This window comes from Rhodococcus sp. DT1, assembly GCF_049844875.1.
In the GTDB taxonomy this organism is placed as follows: domain Bacteria; phylum Actinomycetota; class Actinomycetes; order Mycobacteriales; family Mycobacteriaceae; genus Rhodococcus.
Genome location: NZ_JBNCLW010000002.1, coordinates 275,751 through 294,534, shown reverse-complemented (window position 1 = coordinate 294,534; position 18,784 = coordinate 275,751). Strand labels below are relative to the sequence as shown.

The 18,784-nt window shown below is 69.6% G+C and carries 2 protein-coding genes; both read right to left on the bottom strand.

The features are described from left to right. Window positions 1-17 precede the first annotated feature (17 nt). On the bottom strand, window positions 18-1,016 hold the full coding sequence (locus tag ACLQ3J_RS05595; RefSeq protein ID WP_296550511.1) for an alpha/beta hydrolase: 999 nt from the start codon (window positions 1,014-1,016) through the stop codon (window positions 18-20). After that, window positions 1,013-18,736, bottom strand: a complete 17,724-nt coding sequence (locus ACLQ3J_RS05590; RefSeq protein WP_425902441.1) for an amino acid adenylation domain-containing protein — start codon at window positions 18,734-18,736, stop codon at window positions 1,013-1,015. The genes ACLQ3J_RS05595 and ACLQ3J_RS05590 overlap by 4 nt, the downstream gene beginning before the upstream one ends. Between the last annotated feature and the right edge of the window lie 48 nt (window positions 18,737-18,784).

The following is an 18,784-nucleotide window of genomic DNA, read 5'->3' as shown; positions in this document are numbered from 1 at the left end:
CGGCGTCCCGCGTCATGTCAGTTCCCGAGTTCGAGTGACGCCGCCAATTGCGGCCACGAACGGTGGAGTTCGTCCTCCCAGTAACCCCATGAGTGCGTGCCGTTCTCACGGAAGTGGAAGGTCGCGGGGATATCGAGTTCTTCCAGCCGCTCGGCCAGCCGTTGGGTACAGACGTTCGTTGCCGCCTCGATCACGCCGCCGATCACGACCTGCTCGTGCAGCGGCGGTGCCTGTGGGGTGCGTGGCAGTGCCGGGTTCTCGTGCGGTCCGGGCAAACCGTTTCCGTTCGAGATGTAGAGGGAGAGCCCCCGCAGCCCTTCGGCGTTGACCGTCGGATCGTGCCGGGCCCATTCGTCGCCGTCGTACGGACCCCACATGTTGCGAGCATCGGTCTCACCCATCACTTCGACGACGGACCGGAGATACGCCTGGCCCACGGGGTCGCTGGTTTGGGCACAGCCGCTGTACGAGGCGACGCCCCGGTACAGTCCCGGCGCCTGGATTGCGAGGTCGAGCACCGACGTGCCTGCCATCGACAGTCCCGCGATCGCATTGACACCCGTGGTACCCAGTGCACGGTCGACCACCGGGGGAAGCTCCTGTGTCAGAAACGTCTCCCACTTCGCGACACCCACAACCGGATCGTCACGCATCCAATCGGTGTAGTAGGTGAACATGCCCTGTGCGGGGATCACGACGTTCACGTTCTTGTCCGCGAGGAAGTCGAGGATCTTCGTCTGATTGAGCCAGTTCGCGCCGTCTTCGCCGCCGCCGGCGCCGTTCAGCAGGTACAGCGTCGGGCGCGGCACGCTGGTGTCGGCCGGGCGGATCAGCTGGAACGGGATCTCCCGGCCCATCGACTCCGAGTACACGTGCATGTCGTAGCGGTTTCCTTCGACCTGCTCGACCCGCACCTCCTCCCCGCCGGGCGAGGCGGTGGCGGGTGCCCCCGCCAGGATGAGCGCCGAAGCGGCAATGACGCAGGCGCTACTTCGCCGCAGAACGTTCATATTCATCGTGCTTGTTCGCCCTGTCGGTTGGGGTCGGATGGGGTTGCGAAGACAGTACGCAGGCGAGGACCCAGTACGGCAAGTGCCTCGGTCGAAGTCATGCGCCAGTGGGTGACCGGCACTGAATGGTCATGGATTCGCCCGCTCACGGCATCGGCCCAGCCTGCCGCCCCGCGGCTGTCGTCCTCGGCTGCGGTGAAATACACGACGTCACCGTCGAACCGTCCGGGCCGGTGACCGGCCGCCAGGACAACGTTGTGCCGGGCCGCGTCCATCAGCTGCCGCACGAGACGTTCGGTGTCCTCGGCCGGAGTGCCGGTGACGTCGGCGACCACCCGGACGATCCCGGCGAGATCCGCCGGTCCGTCACCGTCTCCGACAACGCCGAGTCCTGCGAGCAGGTCTCTCATCGGCATTTCCGGCTCCTCGGACGCGTCGGTGTCGGTGTCGGTGTCGGTGTCCGCGAAACTGTCGAGCATCACCAGTGTTTCCACTGCGCTGCCGGCGGCCTGGAGGTGCACCGCCATGGCATGCGCGATGACACCGCCCAGCGACCATCCGAGCAGCCGGTACGGGCCCTCCGGCTGGATCCGGCGTATCTCGTCGACGTAGAGCGCCGCCAGGTCGTCGAGGGAGTTCGGTAGGTCCTCGAGCGGGGTCTGCACTCCGTACAGGGGTACGGACGGGTCGATCTCCTGCGCGAGAGCGGTGTAGCACCACGACAATCCGATGATCGGATGTACGCAGAACACCGGGGGACGGTCGCCCTCCGCACGGATCGGGAGCAGCGTTCCGAACTCCGGACCGGACTCCCCGCCCTCGGCGATCTTCCGAGCCAGCGCTTCCACCGTCGAATGCGAGAACAACGACGGCAACGGGACCGCGACGCCCAGCGCGTCGCGCAACTGCGCGACGAGCCTGGTCGCGACCAGGGAAGTGCCACCGAGCGCGAAGAAGTCGTCGTCCGCCCCCACCTGTGCGACACCGAGAATATCGGAGAAGGCGTCGGCCACAGCACGTTCGGTGTCGCCCGACGGGCGGCGGAACTCGCGTGCCCGAACCTCGGGCTGTCGCAGCGCTTTCCGATCGACCTTCCCGTTGGGTGTCGTCGGCAGCGCATCGAGCACGACGAACTGCGCCGGCACCATGTACGACGGCAGCACCCGGCCCAGTGCCTCCCGCAGTCGCTGCGTATCGAGTTCACCGGTGGGCACGACGTAACCGACGAGTTGTTCCGGCCACGCCACCACTACCCCGGCCGCAACATCCTCGTGTGCGCGCAGCACCGAGTCGATTTCCCCGAGTTCGATCCGCTGGCCCCGCAGCTTGACCTGCATGTCGTTGCGGCCTACGTATTCGAGTTCGTGATGTGCGTTCCACCGCACCAGATCTCCCGTGCGGTACATCCTCGTCCCCGCACCGTCGAACGGGTTCGCCACGAACCTGTCGGCCGTCAGGTGTGCGCGTCCCGCATAGCCGCGGGCCAACTGGACACCCGAGAGATAAAGCTCGCCCACGACTCCCACCGGCACGGGATGCAGACGTGTGTCGAGCACCAGGGCACCGGTGTTCCGAACGGGTGTACCGATGGGGACGCGCCCACCGCCGGAATCGGGATCGCTTCGGCGGTGCGTGGCCTGCATCGTCGTTTCGGTCGGGCCGTACAGGTTGTGCACCCCGCACCCGAGCATCCTCCGCGCGCGGTCGGCCGTCGCACCCGACAGGGCCTCACCGCCGGCAAATACCAGCCGCAACGACGGAGTGGGTTCCTCCAGCACGTCGAGCACCGCGTCGAGCACGACGGGCACGAACTGTGCCACGGACACCTCGAAATCCACCAGCGCACGCGCGAGGTACTGCGGATCGCGGTGACCGTCCGGTGCCGCGACGACCATCCGCGCTGCACTGTGCAAGGGCCAGAAGAGCTCCCACACCGATGCGTCGAACGTCAGCGGAGTCTTGAGCAGAACGGTGTCGGCAGCATCGGCGCCGAACTCCTCCTGCAACCAGTCCAGCTGGTTCACAGCCGACGCGTGCGAGACCGCCACACCCTTCGGGCGCCCCGTCGAGCCCGACGTGAACAGCACGTACGCCGTGTTGTCCGGGCGCAGTGGGCCCCGTCGCTCGGCATCCGAGATCGGCCCGTCCGGTACACCGGTCGCATCGAACGTGCCGATATCGAACACCGTCCGATCCGCGCCCAGGTGGTGGCGCGAGTCCGACAACACCAGTATCGGATCGGCGATCTCGAACACGTAGGAGATCCGCTCGGCCGGTTGCCCGGGGTCGACGGGCACGTAGGCACCGCCGGCGGCGACCGCGGCGTGGACCGCGATCACCGCGTCGATCGATCGCTCCATCGCGATGGCAACGTTCGTCTCAGGGCCCACACCCAGCGAAATAAGATGCCGGGCAAGACTGTTGACTCTCGAAGCGAATTCCGCGTAGGAGTACGAGGTGTCTTCGTCGGCGACGGCGACGGCATGCGGTGTCGTCGCGGCCTGCGCGGCCGACCGATCCGGCAGGGTGGCGCCGCCCGGGCCGGTGCGCACCGCGGGGAGGCCCATCTCGTGTAGGGCCGCACGCTCCGGCGGCGCGAGCCATTCCAGGTCGCCGACGGGAGTTTCGGGATCGCGCACTGCTGCGGTGAGGATGCGGACGAACCGATCGGCGAATCCCGCGACGGTGGAAGCGTCGAAGAGGTCCGTGGCGTAGGTCCACGTCAGGTCGATACCGTCCGGAGTGCCGCCCTCCGAGAATGCTTCGTGCGCGGTGACCTGGAGATCGACCATCGCCTGGTTCAGGTCGGCCTCGACGGGTTCGATGTCGACGCCACCGAGACGGAAATCGACGGGCTGCATGTTCTGCAGCGTCAGCATCACCTGGAAGAGCGGGTTACGCGCCTGCGAACGGGCCGGTGCGAGGACCTCGACGAGGCGCTCGAACGGCACGTCGGCGTGCGCGAACGCGTGCAGATCCGTTTCCCGCACCGAGCGGAGCAGGTCCGCGAACGACCGGCCCGGGTCGATGTCGGTACGCAGGACCAGCGTGTTGACGAACATCCCGATCAGATCGTCGAGTTCGGCTTCACCACGACCGGCAACCGGCGTACCGAGCGCGATGTCGGAGGTGCCGCTGAGCCGGGCGAGAGCGGACGCCAGGGCGCTGTGCAGCACCATGAAGAGCGTGGCGTGGTGTGTTCGGGCGAGCCCGAGCAGACCTCGGTGGAGCGACGCGTCGAGACCGACCGTGTGCGACGCACCCCGATGGGACGCCACCGGGGGACGCGGCCGATCCCAGGGCAATTCGAGCTGATCCGGCAGCGACGCCAAAGTCTCGCTCCAGTACGAGATCTGCTTCGACACCACGCTGTCCGGGTCGTCCTCGGAGCCGAGGATCTGCCGCTGCCAGAGGGTGTAGTCCGCGTACTGCACCGGCAGCGGAGCCCACGTGGGCGGCTGACCTCCGACGCGCGACGCGTACGCCGTCATCACATCCCGGGTGAGCGGTCCCATCGAGAATCCGTCACCCGCGATGTGGTGCACCACGAAGACCAGGATGTATTCCTCCGGCCCGGCGCGGAACACCCGCACTCGTACCGGCACCTCCGCCGTCACGTCGAAACCCGCCGAGATCAATTCTCCGACGACGGTGAACACGTCGTCCGGATCGACCGGAACAGGCGTCGGATCGGCGTCCACCTCGGACAGCGGCACGACCCGCTGGATACCCGCGCCGTCGACCTCCGGGTATACGGTGCGCAGGATCTCGTGCCGCAGCAGCAGGTCCTCGACCGCTGCCTTCAGTGCTGCGTGGTCCAGGGCGCCCGACAACCGGAGCGCGACCGGGATGTTGTAGGTCGCGGCGCCGGGGTCGAACCGGTTGAGGAACCACATCCGCTGCTGCGCGAGCGACAGCGGAATGCGAGCGGGACGCTCCTGCACGACCAGCGCCGGGCGCGCTACCCGTCCCATGTACTCCTGCGCTGCCGCGGCGAGCGCACCCACCGTGGGCTGTTCGAACAGGACGCGGAGGGGGATGTCCGCTCCGAGTTCCGCCCCGATCCGCGACATGACCCGCGTGGCGATCAGGGAGTTGCCGCCGAGGGCGAAGAAGTCGTCGTCGAGCCCGACCCGGTCGGCGCCGAGCAGTTCGGCGTAGACCGAGGCGACGGTCTGCTGGACCGCGTTTTCCGGTGCGCGGAATGCTCGCGTCTCGAAAGCCGGGACCGGCAGCGCTTTCCGGTCGAGTTTGCCGTTCGCGGTGATCGGCAGTGTGTCGAGCACGAGGATCTGCGCGGGCACCATGTAGGACGGCAGTTCGTCGGCGATCCGGTTGCGGAGCAGGTGCGTGTCGGCGGCATTGCCGTCGGTGGGGACGACGTAGCCGATGAGCCGGTCGCCGGTGCGGGCGTCGTTGTGCACCAGCACGACAGCCTGCGCGATCCCGTCGGTGCGGGTGAGGACGGCCTCGATTTCACCGAGTTCGATGCGCAGGCCCCGCACCTGCACCTGGGCGTCGCGGCGGCCGACGAAGTCGAGCTCGCCACCGGCCGTGCGCCGCACCAGGTCTCCGGTGCGGTACATGAGCCCACCGGTGTAGGGGTTGGCGACGAAGCGGGACGCCGTCAGCTCGGGCCGGCGGTGGTAGCCGCGGGCCAGTCCGGCACCGGACAGGTACAACTCGCCGACGACACCGTCGGGCACGGGGTGCAGGCGGTCGTCGAGGACGACGGCCCCCGCACCGCGGATCGGCGCGCCGATGGTGATGACGTCGCCCGCGGTCAGCGGCGCGGTCTCCGTAATGATGATGGTGGTTTCGGTGGGGCCGTAGCAGTTGACGAACCGGCACACGGAGCCGAACTTGGCAACCAGTTCGGGAGGGCAGACGTCGCCGCCGACCATGACCGCTTCGAGGTCGGGCAGGTCGTCGGGTGTGACGGTACCGAGCGCGGCGGGCGCGGTGAGGATGTGCGTAACCCGTTCTCGCCGCAGCAGATCCGACAGTTCGGCGCCACCGACGATCTCCGGCGGCGCGACGATCATCGTGGCACCGACGGAGAACGCGGCGATCTGCTCGAACACCGAGGCGTCGAAGCTCGACGACGAGAACCGGAGCATCCTCGACGCGGAGCTCAGGCCTAGTTCGGGGCGGTGTTCGCCGGTGAAGGCCGCCAGCCCGCGGTGGGTGACGACGACACCCTTCGGGGTGCCGGTCGATCCGGAGGTATAGATCATGTAGGCGGCGGACCCGGCCGAGGTCGTCCGCCGGATCGGCGCGTCGGAGTATCCGGCGGCGGCGTCGACGCGGAGCCACGAGATGTCGGTCGACGGTGCGTCACCGTGTGTGAGCCCGAGAAGCGCACCGGAATCCGACAGCAGGTACGCGATGCGCGCGGCGGGCAGCGCGGGGTCGACCGGCACGAACGCCGCACCGGTCTTGGCCACGGCCCACAATGCGATGATCGCGTCGACCGACCGCGGGAACGACAGCGCCACGAACGTTTCCGGCGTTGCGCCGTGCTCGGCGAGCATGCGGGCGAGACGGTTCGACGCACGATCCAGCTCGGTGTACGTCAGGTGCCTGGCCCCGTCGGTGGCCGCGATGCCGTCCGGGTTCGCGGCGACACCCCCCGCGAAGATCTCCGGCAGCACGCGTACCGGCACATCCGTGGGTACGGCGTGCCGGAGCGCACGGGCGGCGTCGCTCTCCCCCATGAGCGGCACCTCGCCCACCGGCACGGCGGGGTTCTCGGTCACGGCGTCCAGCAGCCGCAGCCATCGCCGCGTCAAGGATTCCGCGGTACCGGCATCGAACAGGTCGGTCGCGTAGGTCAGCGACCCGGCGAGGCCGCCGTCGTCGTCGCGGAGGGTGAATTCGAGGTCCACCTTCGCGACATCGATACCCGGCTCGACGGGTTCGATCTCGAGGCCGGGTAGTTCGAGGACACCCGTGCCCTGGTTCTGGAGCGACAGTGTCACCTGGAACAGCGGCGCGTGGCTTTGCGAGCGGACAGGGTCGACGGCGTCGACGATCTGCTCGAACGGCACGTCGGCGTGCCCGAACGCGGCGAGGTCGGCGTCGCGGGTCTGCTCGAGGGTCCGATCGAAGCCGGCGGCCGGGTCGAACCGGGTGCGCAGCACGAGGGTGTTGACGAACATGCCGACGACGTCGTCGAGCGCTGCCTCCCCGCGACCGGCGACGGGGGTGCCGACGCTGACGTCGTCGGTGTTGCCGAGCCGCGCGAGCAGAACGGACAGGGCGGCGTGGAGTGCCATGAAGCGCGTGGCGCCGTGCGCCCGGGCGAGGGCGTCGAGTGCGTCCACGGTGTCTGCACCGATGCGGAACTCGGTTCGTGCGCCGCGTTGCGAGGCGACCGCCGGGCGGGGCCGGTCGGCGGGCACCTCGAGCACGGCCGGGACGTCGTCGAGTGCCTCGGTCCAGTAGGCGAGCTGACGCGCTGCCAGCGATCCGGCGTCGGCGGGATCGCCGAGCACGGCGCGCTGCCACACCGCGAAATCGGCGTACTGCACAGCGAGCGGCGCCCACTGCGGAGCGGCGCCGGCGAGCCGGGCGCTGTAGGCGACGAGGATGTCGCGGGCCAGCGGCACGGTGGAGGCGCCGTCGGCGGCGATGTGGTGCACGACCACCACGAGCACGTGCTCGTCGGCTGAAGCCTGGAGCAGGGCGCCGCGAATCGGGACCTCGGTCGTGACGTCGAATCCGCGCGAGAGCACGGCGAGGATCTCGTCACGCTCGGTATCGGCGGTGATCGGGCGCGGCGTCAGGTTCACCGGGGCGTCGTCGAGGACCACCTGGTGTGGACCGTCGGCGTCGGGGAAGACCGTCCGCAGGGTCTCGTGCCGCTGCACGACGTCGTGCACCGCGGCGCGCAGCGCGTCGTGGTCGAGTCGGCCGCGCAGTCGCACGGCGACGGGGACGTTGTAGACCGGCGACGTGGGATCGAACCGGTTGATCAGCCACATCCGCTGCTGCGCCGGCGAGAGCGGAATGCGGTCGGGGCGGGGCCCGGTGACGAGCGGCGGGCGCGTCCCCGGCCCACTGTCACCGACGACGGCCGCCAGTGCGGCCACGGTCGGGTTCTCGAACACCGCGCGCACCCCGAGCGACGCGTCGAGTCGCGCAACCACACGGGTCGCCGAGAGGGAGTTACCGCCGCGGGCGAAGAAGTCGTCGTGCGCACCTGCCTGCTCGAGACCGAGCACGTCGGCGTACACCGCCGCGACCCGCCTTTCGGCGTCGGTACGCGGTGCGACGAACTGTGCGGCGGCGAAGACGGGTTCGGGCAGTGCCCGCAGATCGACCTTGCCCGCACCGGTGAGGGGGAAGGCGTCGACGACGGTGATCGCCGAGGGCACCATGTAGTCGGGCAGGGCGCGGGCAGCGTGAGCGGTCACGTCGGCGGCGACGATCGCGTGACCGGGTGCCGGCACCACGTAGGCCACCACGGCGCCGGTTGCGGCGTGGGGCACGCTCACGGCAGCGTCGACGGACGGATGCCCGGACAGGACGGCGTCGATTTCGGACAGTTCGATTCGATGGCCGCGAACCTTCACCTGGAAGTCGTTGCGTCCCAGGTATTCCAGCGTTCCGTCCGCGGTCTTCCGGACGCGGTCGCCCGTTCGGTACATGAGTCCGCCACCGACGGGGTCGGCGACGAACCGCGTTGCGGTGAGCTCGGCGCGATCGTGGTAACCCCGCGCGAGCCCCGCGCCGGATACGTACAGTTCGCCGGGCACTCCCGTGGGCGCCGGTTGCAGCCGGTCGTCGAGAACCATCGCGGACGTGCCGAGCACGGCACGGCCGATGCGCACCGGTTCTCCCGGCGTCATCGGACCGAAATGCGTTGCCATGATGGTCGACTCGGTGGGACCGTAGGCGTTGAACATCGCCCGGCCCGGCGCCCATCGTGCCACCAGCGACGGTTCGCATGCCTCACCGCCGACGACGACCACCCGGACATGCGGCAGCGTCTCGGGATCGAGTGTCGCCAGTGCCGCGGGCGTGAGGAAGAGGTGCGTCACGCCGGTGTCGGTGAGCACCGTCCCGAGTTCGGTGCCCCCGTAGATACCGGTGGGGACGAGCACGAGGGTCGCTCCCCCACCGACCGCCATCAGCAGTTCGAGCATCGACGCGTCGAAGCTGGGTGACGCGAATGCCGCGACGCGGTCACCGGGCCGCACGCCGTAGTGGCGTTGCTGCTCGGCGACGAATGCGGCGAGGCCGCGGTGGGTGACGACCACGCCTTTGGGCACGCCTGTGGAACCGGAGGTGTAGATCAGGTAGGCGGGATGGTCGGGGTGCGGTTCGCGCGCAGGGACGGGCCGGTCGTCGTCGGTCTGCGCGGCAGCGTCGAGCCACCGCATCTCGTCGGGCAGGGCCTTGCGGTGTGCGTCGGTGGTGAGACCGAGGCGCACACCCGAGTCGGTGAGCATGTGCTCGATGCGAGCCGCCGGATAGGTCGGATCGACGGGCAGGAATGCGGCGCCGGTTCGGGCGACCGCCCAGACTGCGAGTACCGATTCCACCGAACGTTCCACGGCGACCGCAACGACCGTCTCGGGGCCTGCGCCGGCCTCGATCAGCGTGTGTGCGAGCGCTGAGGAGCGGCGGTCGAGTTCGCCGTAGGTGACGATGCGCGTCCCGGAGACGAGCGCGGGTGCGTCGGGATCGGCGGCAGCCTCGGCAAGTAGCTGCGGGAGCGTGCGTACGCCGACGGATTCGGGGCGGCGCAGCAGTTCGCCGTGCTCGGCGTGCGAGAGCAGGTTCAGCGAGCCGACTGAGGCATCCGGAGCTGCCACGGCAGACTCCAGCACTCGCACGTAGCGCTCGACCAGCATTGCGGCAGTGGTGTCGTCGAACAGGTCGCGGGCGAAGGTCAACGTGACGGTCGCGTGCCGCTCGTGCTCGGTGACGGCGAATTCGAGGTCGAACTTGGCGATCCCGAAATCGACGGGCAGCACCTCGATGTCGAGACCGGGCAGCGTCACCGCACCCGGTTGCGGCACGTCGAGCGCTAGCACGGTCTGGAACAGCGGTTGGTGCGACGTCGAGCGCGCCGGGGCGAGTGCCTCGACGAGTTGCTCGAACGGGAGACCGGCGTGGGAGTACGCGGCAAGGTCGGTGTCGCGCACCGCGGTCAGGGCCGCTGCGAACGAGAACGAGGCATCGAACCGGGTGCGCAACGGGAGGGTGTTGACGAACATGCCCACCACGTCGTCGAGGTCACGATGGCCGCGACCGGCGACGGGCGTGCCGACGGTGACGTCGTAGGTCCCGCCGGTTCGGGAGAGCAGTACCGCAAGGGCGGTGTGCAGCACCATGAACAGCGATGCGTCGTGCGCCCTCGCCAGTTCTGCCGCGCGGCCATATACCGGTGCGGGCACGTCGACGGTGACCGTGCCGCCCCGGAACGAAGGGACCGCCGGTCGACGACGGTCGGCGCGCAGGTCCAAGACCTCGGGGGCATCGGCCAGGGCGTCCCGCCAGAAGGCGAGTTGACGGGCCGCCACCGAGTCGGGGTCGTCGGTGCTGCCGAGTCGTCCTTGCTGCCAGAGTGCGTAGTCGGCGTACCCGACCGGCAACGGCTCCCACGCCGGGGCGCTGCCGGCGCTGCGTGCACCGTAGGCGGCGACCAGATCGCGGGCGAGCGCTTGCATCGACCAGCCGTCGATCGCGATGTGATGCACGACCAGAACGAGGACGTGCCGGTCGGCGTCTTCGCGGACGATATTCAGCGCGAGGGGAATCTCACGGGTGACGTCGAAGCCGCGGGCGACGACCTCGAGGAGCCATTCGTCGAGCGTCCCGTGCAGGGCGTCGGCGTCGAGTGTGAGTGCATCGATCACCTCGGCGGCCGGCAGGATCTCCTGCCGGGGACCGTCGCCGCTATCCGGGTAGCGGGTGCGCAGCGTCTCGTGCCGGTCCACGATGTCGGTGACCGCGGCGCGCAGCGCGTCGATGTCGAGCGTGCCGGTCAGGCGTAGCGCGACCGCCACGTTGTAGGCACCCGAGGCCGGGTCGAAGCGGTTGACGAACCACATGCGCGCCTGCGCCGGTGAGAGCGGGATGTGTTCTGGGCGCGGCCCCGCGACGAGCGGCGGACCCGTCTGCCGGTCTTGTTGTCCGTCGATGAGAGTGGACAGTCCGGCCACCGTGGCGTTGTCGAACAGATCGCGGATCTGCAGGCGGGTGTCGAAGGTGTCGTCGAGGCGGGCGAGCAGCCTGGTCGCGGTCAGCGAGTTACCGCCGAGATCGAAGAAGTTCGCCGTCGCGCCGAGGCCGTCGCGTCCGAGCACGTCGGCCACGATCGCCGCCACTGTCTCCTCGGTTGCGGTGGCCGGGGCGACGTACTCGGTGCCGGAGCCGAATTCCGGTGCGGGGAGGTCTTTGCGGTCGAGTTTGCCGTTGGAGGTCACCGGGAGCGCGTCGAGCACCATCGCGACGGTGGGAACCATGTGCCGCGGGAGGCGCGCTGCGGCGTGCGCGAGGACGGCCTCGCTGTCCACGGCGCCGACCACGTATGCGACCAGGTGTTCCCCGGCTGCGTGGTCGCGATGCAGTGCGACCACGGCCTGCGCGACGGCGTCGTGGTCGAGTAGCGCGGACTCGATCTCTCCGAGTTCGATGCGCTGACCCCGGAGCTTCACCTGGAAGTCGCTGCGGCCCACGTACTCGAGGACGCCGTCGGCGCGCCACCGGACCACGTCGCCGGTGCGGTAGAGACGTGCTGGGCCGGACGGGTCGGCGACGAATCGCGCTGCCGTCAGGCCGGGTGCCGCGTGGTATCCGCGAGCGAGTTGCACTCCCCCGAGGTACAGCTCGCCCTCGACGCCCACCGGGACCGGCCGGAGGCGCGAGTCCAGCACGCGCACAGTCGTGTTCCAGACAGGTGCTCCGATGGGCACCGGGTTCTCCCCGGCCACCGTCGGATGAGCGGTGACGTCGACCGCGGCTTCCGTCGGCCCGTACAGGTTGTGGAGGGGCACGCCGAGGCTCTCGGCGAACCGTGCGACGGTGGTGGCGGGTAGCGCCTCCCCACTGGTGAACACCTGCCGCATGCTGCCGCAGCGGCCGAGGTCGGCGCCGGCGAGGAAGACGTCGAGCATCGACGGCACGAAATGCAGTGTGGTGACGCCGTATTCGTCGCTCACGCGAGAGAGGTAGCGCGGGTCGCGGTGCCCGTCCGGGCTCGCGAGCACCACCGAGGCACCGGTCAGCAACGGCCAGAACAGCTCCCACACCGACACATCGAATGTCGCGGGAGTCTTCTGCAGCACCACATCGTCGGCCGTGAGCGGATAGGTGTCCTGCATCCACAGCAGGCGGTTGACGATGCTGCGGTGCGAGATGGCGACACCCTTGGGGCGTCCGGTGGACCCGGACGTGAACAGCACGTAGGCCAGGTCGTCGGGGTGGAGCGGCGCACGGCGGTCGAGATCGGTGAGCGGCGCGCCGGAGAACCCGGCCGTGTCCGGCAGTGCGCTGAGCACCCGCGCGGGGGCAGCCGTATCGAGTACGTGTGCGGTGCGCGACGCGGGTTGTTCGGGGTCGATCGGCACGTAGGCGGCGCCGGCGGTGACGACGGCGTGGATCGCGGTGAACTGGTCGAGCGACCGCGGCATCGCGACGCCCACCAGGTCGCCGGGGCCGATGCCGTCGGCGACGAGGGCACGGGCGAGGCGGTTGACCCGCGACGCGAATTCCGAATACGGCAGTGCGGGAGCGCCCTCGACGAGGACGGCCCGCGTGTCGGGAGTCCGCTGCGCTTGTTGCGCAAGAAGGTCCACGAGCGTGGTGGGTGGCAGATCCCGATCCGGGCCGCGTTCGAATCCGGCGACGGTGTCTCGTTCGCCGGGCAGGAAGACGTCGACGTCCCCGACGTGCGTGTCGGGCCTGGTCGCCGCGGTCTCGAGTACTCCGACGAGGCGCCGCGCGATGCGGTCCACGGTGGCGCGGTCGAACAGGTCGGTGCGGTAGCGCACGCTCAGGCGCAACCTCGGTTCGAGGATCGCCATGACGGTGAGCGGGTAGTGCGTGGCGTCGCGGGCATCGATACCCGTGACGCGCATGCCGGCGAAGTCGGTGGTCTCGTCGAAACCGGCGCGGTCGACGGGGTACGACTCGAAGACGGTGAGGGTGTCGAACAGTGTTCCGGCACCGATGTTCTGCTGGATGCTGCCCAGACCCACGTGGTGATGGTCGAGCATCGACACCTGCGCGTCCTGCACGCTGCGCAGCACGTCGGCGACGGTGTCCCCGGGCTCGAACTCGACGCGCACCGGCACCGTGTTGATGAACAGGCCCAGCATGTTCTCCACGCCGGGCAGTTCTGCGGGGCGACCGGACACGGTCGCGCCGAAGACCACATCCGAACGCGTGAGCATCCGGCCCAGGACGAGCGCCCACGCGACCTGCACGACCGTGTTGACGGTGATCCCGGTCTCGCGCGACTGCTCGGTGAGCGCGGTGAGCAACCCGCCGGGCAGATCGAGGTCGATCTCGCCGGGGTTGTCCTCGAAGGACGCTTCGGCGTTCGGCGCGACGAGCGTCGGCTCGGTGACGCCGGCGAGCAACTCGCTCCACGCCTGGAGCGACCGGTCCGTGTCCTGCTCACGCCACCATCGGAGATAGTCCCGGTACGGCGCGGGCTCGGCCAGCGCGTCCCGGGATATGTAGTGGGTGAGGATCTCTCGGACGAGTAGGGGCATCGACCACCCGTCGAGCACGAGGTGGTGGTTGGTCAGTACGAGCGTCGCGCGGTCGTCGTCGGTGCGGACGAGTACTGCCCGCAGCAGGGGCGGCCGGGCGGGGTCGAAGGGTGTTCCGCGCTCGGAGTCGAGTATCTCGGCGGCTCCACCCGCACCCGCCCGCACCTCGCGCCACGGCACGGCGACGCGATCGAGCACGAGTTGCACCGGGTCCCCGTTCTCGTCGTGGACGAACGCGGTGCGCAGGCCGGCGTGCCGGGCGACGACCGCGTCGACGGCGCTGCGCAGCCGGTCGCTGTCCACGGCACCGGCCAGTTCGAGGGTCAGTTGCGCGACGTAGACGTCGAGCGAGCCGGCGGCGAGCCGGGCGTGGAACAGCAACCCTGCCTGGAGCGGTGGGAGGGGCCAGATGTCGCGCACGGCCGGGTACTCGGCTTCCCACTGCTCGATCTGGCGCTGGCCCACGGCGACGAGCGGCACGTCGGACGGGGTCAGGCCGCCCGCGTCGGGACGATCGAGGTGCGCGGCGAGACCGGTGAGGGCGCTGCGCCACAGTTCGGCGAGTTCGGCGACGTCCTCGGAGGAGACCAGGCGCGGCACGTACGCGAACGACGTGGTGAGGTGTGGTCCGTCGGGACCGTCGACGACCATGGCGTTGATGTCGATCGCCGCTGCGGCGGCGAGCCCGGAGGTCCGGTTCGGATCGAGATCGAGGTCGTCGGGTACCCAGCCGATCTCGCGGATCTCGTCGGGGATGTGACCCGAGGTGAGCCGGCCGAGGTAGTTGAACGAGAGCTGGGATGCGGGCAGATCCGCGAGCACCGTTCCGGTCTCGTCGTCGAGGTACCGCAGGATGCCGTAGCCGATACCGTGGTTCGGCACGGCGGCAAGCTGTTCCTTCACCGCTTTGACCGCGGCGGCCGCTGCGGATCCGCCGGCGAGGGCGTCGTCGAGGTCGCCGGTGACGGCGAGACGCACCGGGTAGGCACTGGTGAACCAGCCGACGGTGCGCGCCAGGTCTGCGGGGTCCGGCGTATCGAGATCACGCCCGTGGCCTTCGAGGGTCAGCAGCAGCGAGCGCTCGGCACCGTCGTCCCAGCGTGCGGCCGCCAGCGCGAGGGCGGTGAGCAACCCGTCGGCGGCGCCGCTGCCGTAGAGCGCGGGCAGCCGGGTCAGGACGGCGTCGGTGACCGCCGGGTCGAGTGCGACGTCGATGCGCCGGGTGGCGGCGAGGGTGTCGACGTCCGGGTCGAGGGTGCCGATCCCGCGCAACGGACGGGCCCCGGTCAGCGTGCGCTGCCAGTAGACGAGTTCGTCGGCGAACGCGCCGTCGCGAGCGGCGTCGTGCAGGGCGTGCGCCCAGCGGCGGAAGGACGTACCGATCGGCGGGAGAACAGGCTCCTGGGCCGCCGCGACCTGCATCCAGGCCTGTCCGAGGTCGGGGAGCAGCACCCGCCAGGACACCCCGTCGACGACGAGGTGGTGCGCGACGAGCAGGAGTTTGCCCTGCGTATCGGCTGCGTCCACGTCGAACCACACGGCCTGCAGCGTCACACCCGCGGCAGGATCGAGCGCCGCTGCGGCACTGTCGCATCGGGACGCGATCAGATCCTCGATGTCGTCGAGGTCCGCGACGGGAACGCGCGTGACGAGGGTTCCGGGATCGGCGGCGCCGGCACGGACCTCCCAGGTGTCGCCGCGCATCACCGAGCGCAGCATGTCGTGGCGGTCGAGCACGGCACCGAGCGCTGCGGACAGGTGTTCGGCGGTGAGGCCGGCGGGGGTGGTGACGAGTACCGCCTGCGCGAACGTGGAGTAGTCGCCGCGCCGGAGCATGTCGTGCACGATGGGCGTCAGCGGAATCTCGCCGGCACCGCCACCGGGCAGTTCTGCCATGACCGTGGTCGTCGACACCGCGGTGGCGACACGAGCCAGCGCGGCAATCGTCTTGTGCTCGAAAATCTGCCGTGCCGTGATGTGCAGCCCGGCATCCTTGGCGCGGGCGGCGAACTGCATCGCCACGATGCTGTCGGCGCCGAGCGCGAACAGTGAATCGTCGACACCGACCCGTTCGACGTCGAGGAGCCCCACCGCGAGTTCGGCGAGTGCAATCTCCGAATCTGTCCGGGGCGCGCGGAATTCGGCCGACTCGAACCGTGGTGCCGGTAGGGCCGCGCGGTCGAGCTTGCCCGCGGGCGTCACCGGAATGTGGTCCAGTTCCATCAGCGCGGCGGGAATCATGTGCGACGGCAGCATCCGGCCGACGCCCTCGAGGAGCGTCGCTGCGTCGAAGAGGTGGTCCGATTCCATCCGCACGTACGAGATCGGCACGCTCGAGTGCCCGGTGTCGTGGACGACGGACGCCGCGTAGTCGACACCCGGTTGTTCGAGCAGCGCCGTGTCGATTTCACCGAGTTCGATGCGGAATCCGCGGATCTTCACCTGGAAGTCGGAGCGGCCCAGGAATTCGAGTTCGTGGTCGACGGTCCAGCGCACGTCGTCACCGGTGCGATAGAGGCGGCCACCGGGCTCGAACGGGTTGGCGACGAACCGGTCGGCGGTCTGTCCGGGCCGGGAGTGGTATCCCCGGGCCAGCGCAGGGCCCCCGAGATACAGCTCACCCACGAATCCCACTGGGACGGGCCGTAATCTGCGGTCGAGGACCACGGCTGCGACACCGTCGAGCGGCCGCCCGATGGTGATCCGGTCACCCGAGTGCAGCGGGCTCCCCGCGGTGACCACGATGGTGGTTTCGGTCGGCCCGTAGCTGTTGGTGAACCGGCTGACGGCACCGAAACGCTCGACGAGGTCGGGGGTGCAGACGTCACCGCCCACCACGACGGCGTCGAGAGCGTCGAGTCCGGTGGGGTCGACGGTGGTGAGCACGGTCGGCGCCGACACGATGTGGGTGACACGGCTGCTGCGCAACAGATCGGCGAGATCCTGCCCGCCGAGGATGTGCGGCGGGGCGACCACCATCGCCGCGCCGGCGCTGAACGCCTGCAGCATCTCGAAGATCGATGCGTCGAAACTCGCCGACGAGAAACGCAACATCCTCGATTCGGGAGTGAGGCCGAGTTCCGGCCGGGCGTCGGCGTCGAACGCGGCGAGCCCGGAGTGGGTGACCACCACGCCCTTCGGTGTGCCGGTCGAACCGGAGGTGTAGATCATGTAGGCGGGATGCTCGGGCCTGGCCGCGACGACCGGCGGCGCATCCACAGCCGGATGCGCGTCGTCCGCGGCGAGCCAGCGCGGACCCGTGGGCAGGTGGGGTATCCGGTCCCGCGTGCTGATGCCGAGTCGCGCACCGGAGTCCCGGATCATGTACGCGAGACGTTCCGCGGGCAGCGCCGGATCGATCGGCACGAACGCGGCGCCGGTCTTCGCCACTGCCCAGAGGGCGACCAGCGCTTCGACACTGCGTTCCATGCTCAGCACGACGAAAGTTTCGGGAACGGCGCCGGCGTCGGCGAGTACCCGGGCGAGCCGATCGGAGCGCTCGTCGAGGGCGCGGTAGGTCAGCGTCCGGTCGCCGTCGAGGACGGCGATGCCGTCGCGGTTGCGCCGCACCCCTTGCGCGAGAAGGTCCGGCAGCATCCGGACGGGGCGCGGCGGGCGGCCGCGGAACGGGACGAGCGTGTCCCGCTCGTCCTCGTGGAGCACGTCGAGCGCGCCCACGGTGCCGTCGCATTCCGCGAAGTCGGCAAGGAACTCGATGAATCGGCTGTGGTGGGAGCGTAATTCGTCGATGGAGTACAGGTTCGGGTTGGCTTCGAGGTCGATGTGCGCCGGATCGCCGGGTTTGCTCGGGTAGATGTTGAGCGAGAGGTCTTCGACCGGTCCCGTGCTGACCACGTGGAGACGGCCGACGAGATCGCCGAGACGGATCTCCGTTCCGAACATCATGATGTTGACGGCAGGACCGAAGAAACCGCGATCGGCTCCGCCCCTCCCGGTGTCGCGCCGCATGTCCTCGTGCCGGTACCGCTGATGACGCAGCGCTCCGGTGAGTTCGAGTTGCACGCGGGACGTGATGTCGGGAGCGGTGTCCGCGGGGTCCACGCCCACTCGGATCGGCACGACGTTCGAGACCATGCCCCCGGAGCGTCGCAACTTGACGGTCGTGCGTGCCGAGACCGGCAGGCTGAGCACGATGTCGGATTCGCCCGTGACCCGGGCGAGGAAGGCGGCGAACGCCGCGATGACCACGCTCGCGAAGGTGGCCTGCTCGTCACGGGCGACGACCCGTTCGATGGACGCCGACACCTCGTCGGGCAGCGGCGCGCTGTAGCGGACCGGATTGGGGCCGACCGGCGCCGCCCGGCCGGAGAGGCCGATCGGGTGCGGCAAGTCGCGGACCCGCGCGGCCCAGTACTCCCGGTCGGTCGCGAACCGGTCCGATGCGCGGTAGCGGTTCTCGTCGTCGACGATCTCGTGGAGCGCGCTGACGGGGAACGACGCGGGTTCGCGGCCTTCCTTGGCGGCGGTGTACCGCTCGGCGATGCGGTTGACGAAGGTTGTGGCGCCGAATCCGTCCAGCGCAACGTGGTGGATCCGGGTGTAGACGAAGTACCGGGCGTCGGCGATGCGCAGAATCGCGCACACGATGAGCCGGTCCTCGAGCATGTCCAGCGGGGTGCGGTACTCGGCCCGCATCCATGCGAGCGCAGCGGCTTCGGGATCGGGGCTCTCACGCAGGTCGAGAACGGTGGCCCGATCGTTGAGATCGGGATCGATCACCTGGTACGGCTGCCCGTCGTGCTCGAACAACCGGAGCATCCCGGTGCCGATTTCGCGACCGGTGGCCGCACCGGCGTCCGCGAAGGCCTCGGTGTCCAGATCACCGTGGACGTCGATGTACTGGGCAATGGTGAGCGGGATGTCGCCGAGCAGATGCTGGGCGAACCAGATCCCGCGCTGCGCCGACGAGAGTGGGAAGCCCGCCTGACGCTCGTCGTCGACGAGCACCGGCCCACGCGCATACTGCTGTTCCACTCGGCTCCCGACGCTAGTGAAAAAGATTCCGGATCGTTATTCGGACAA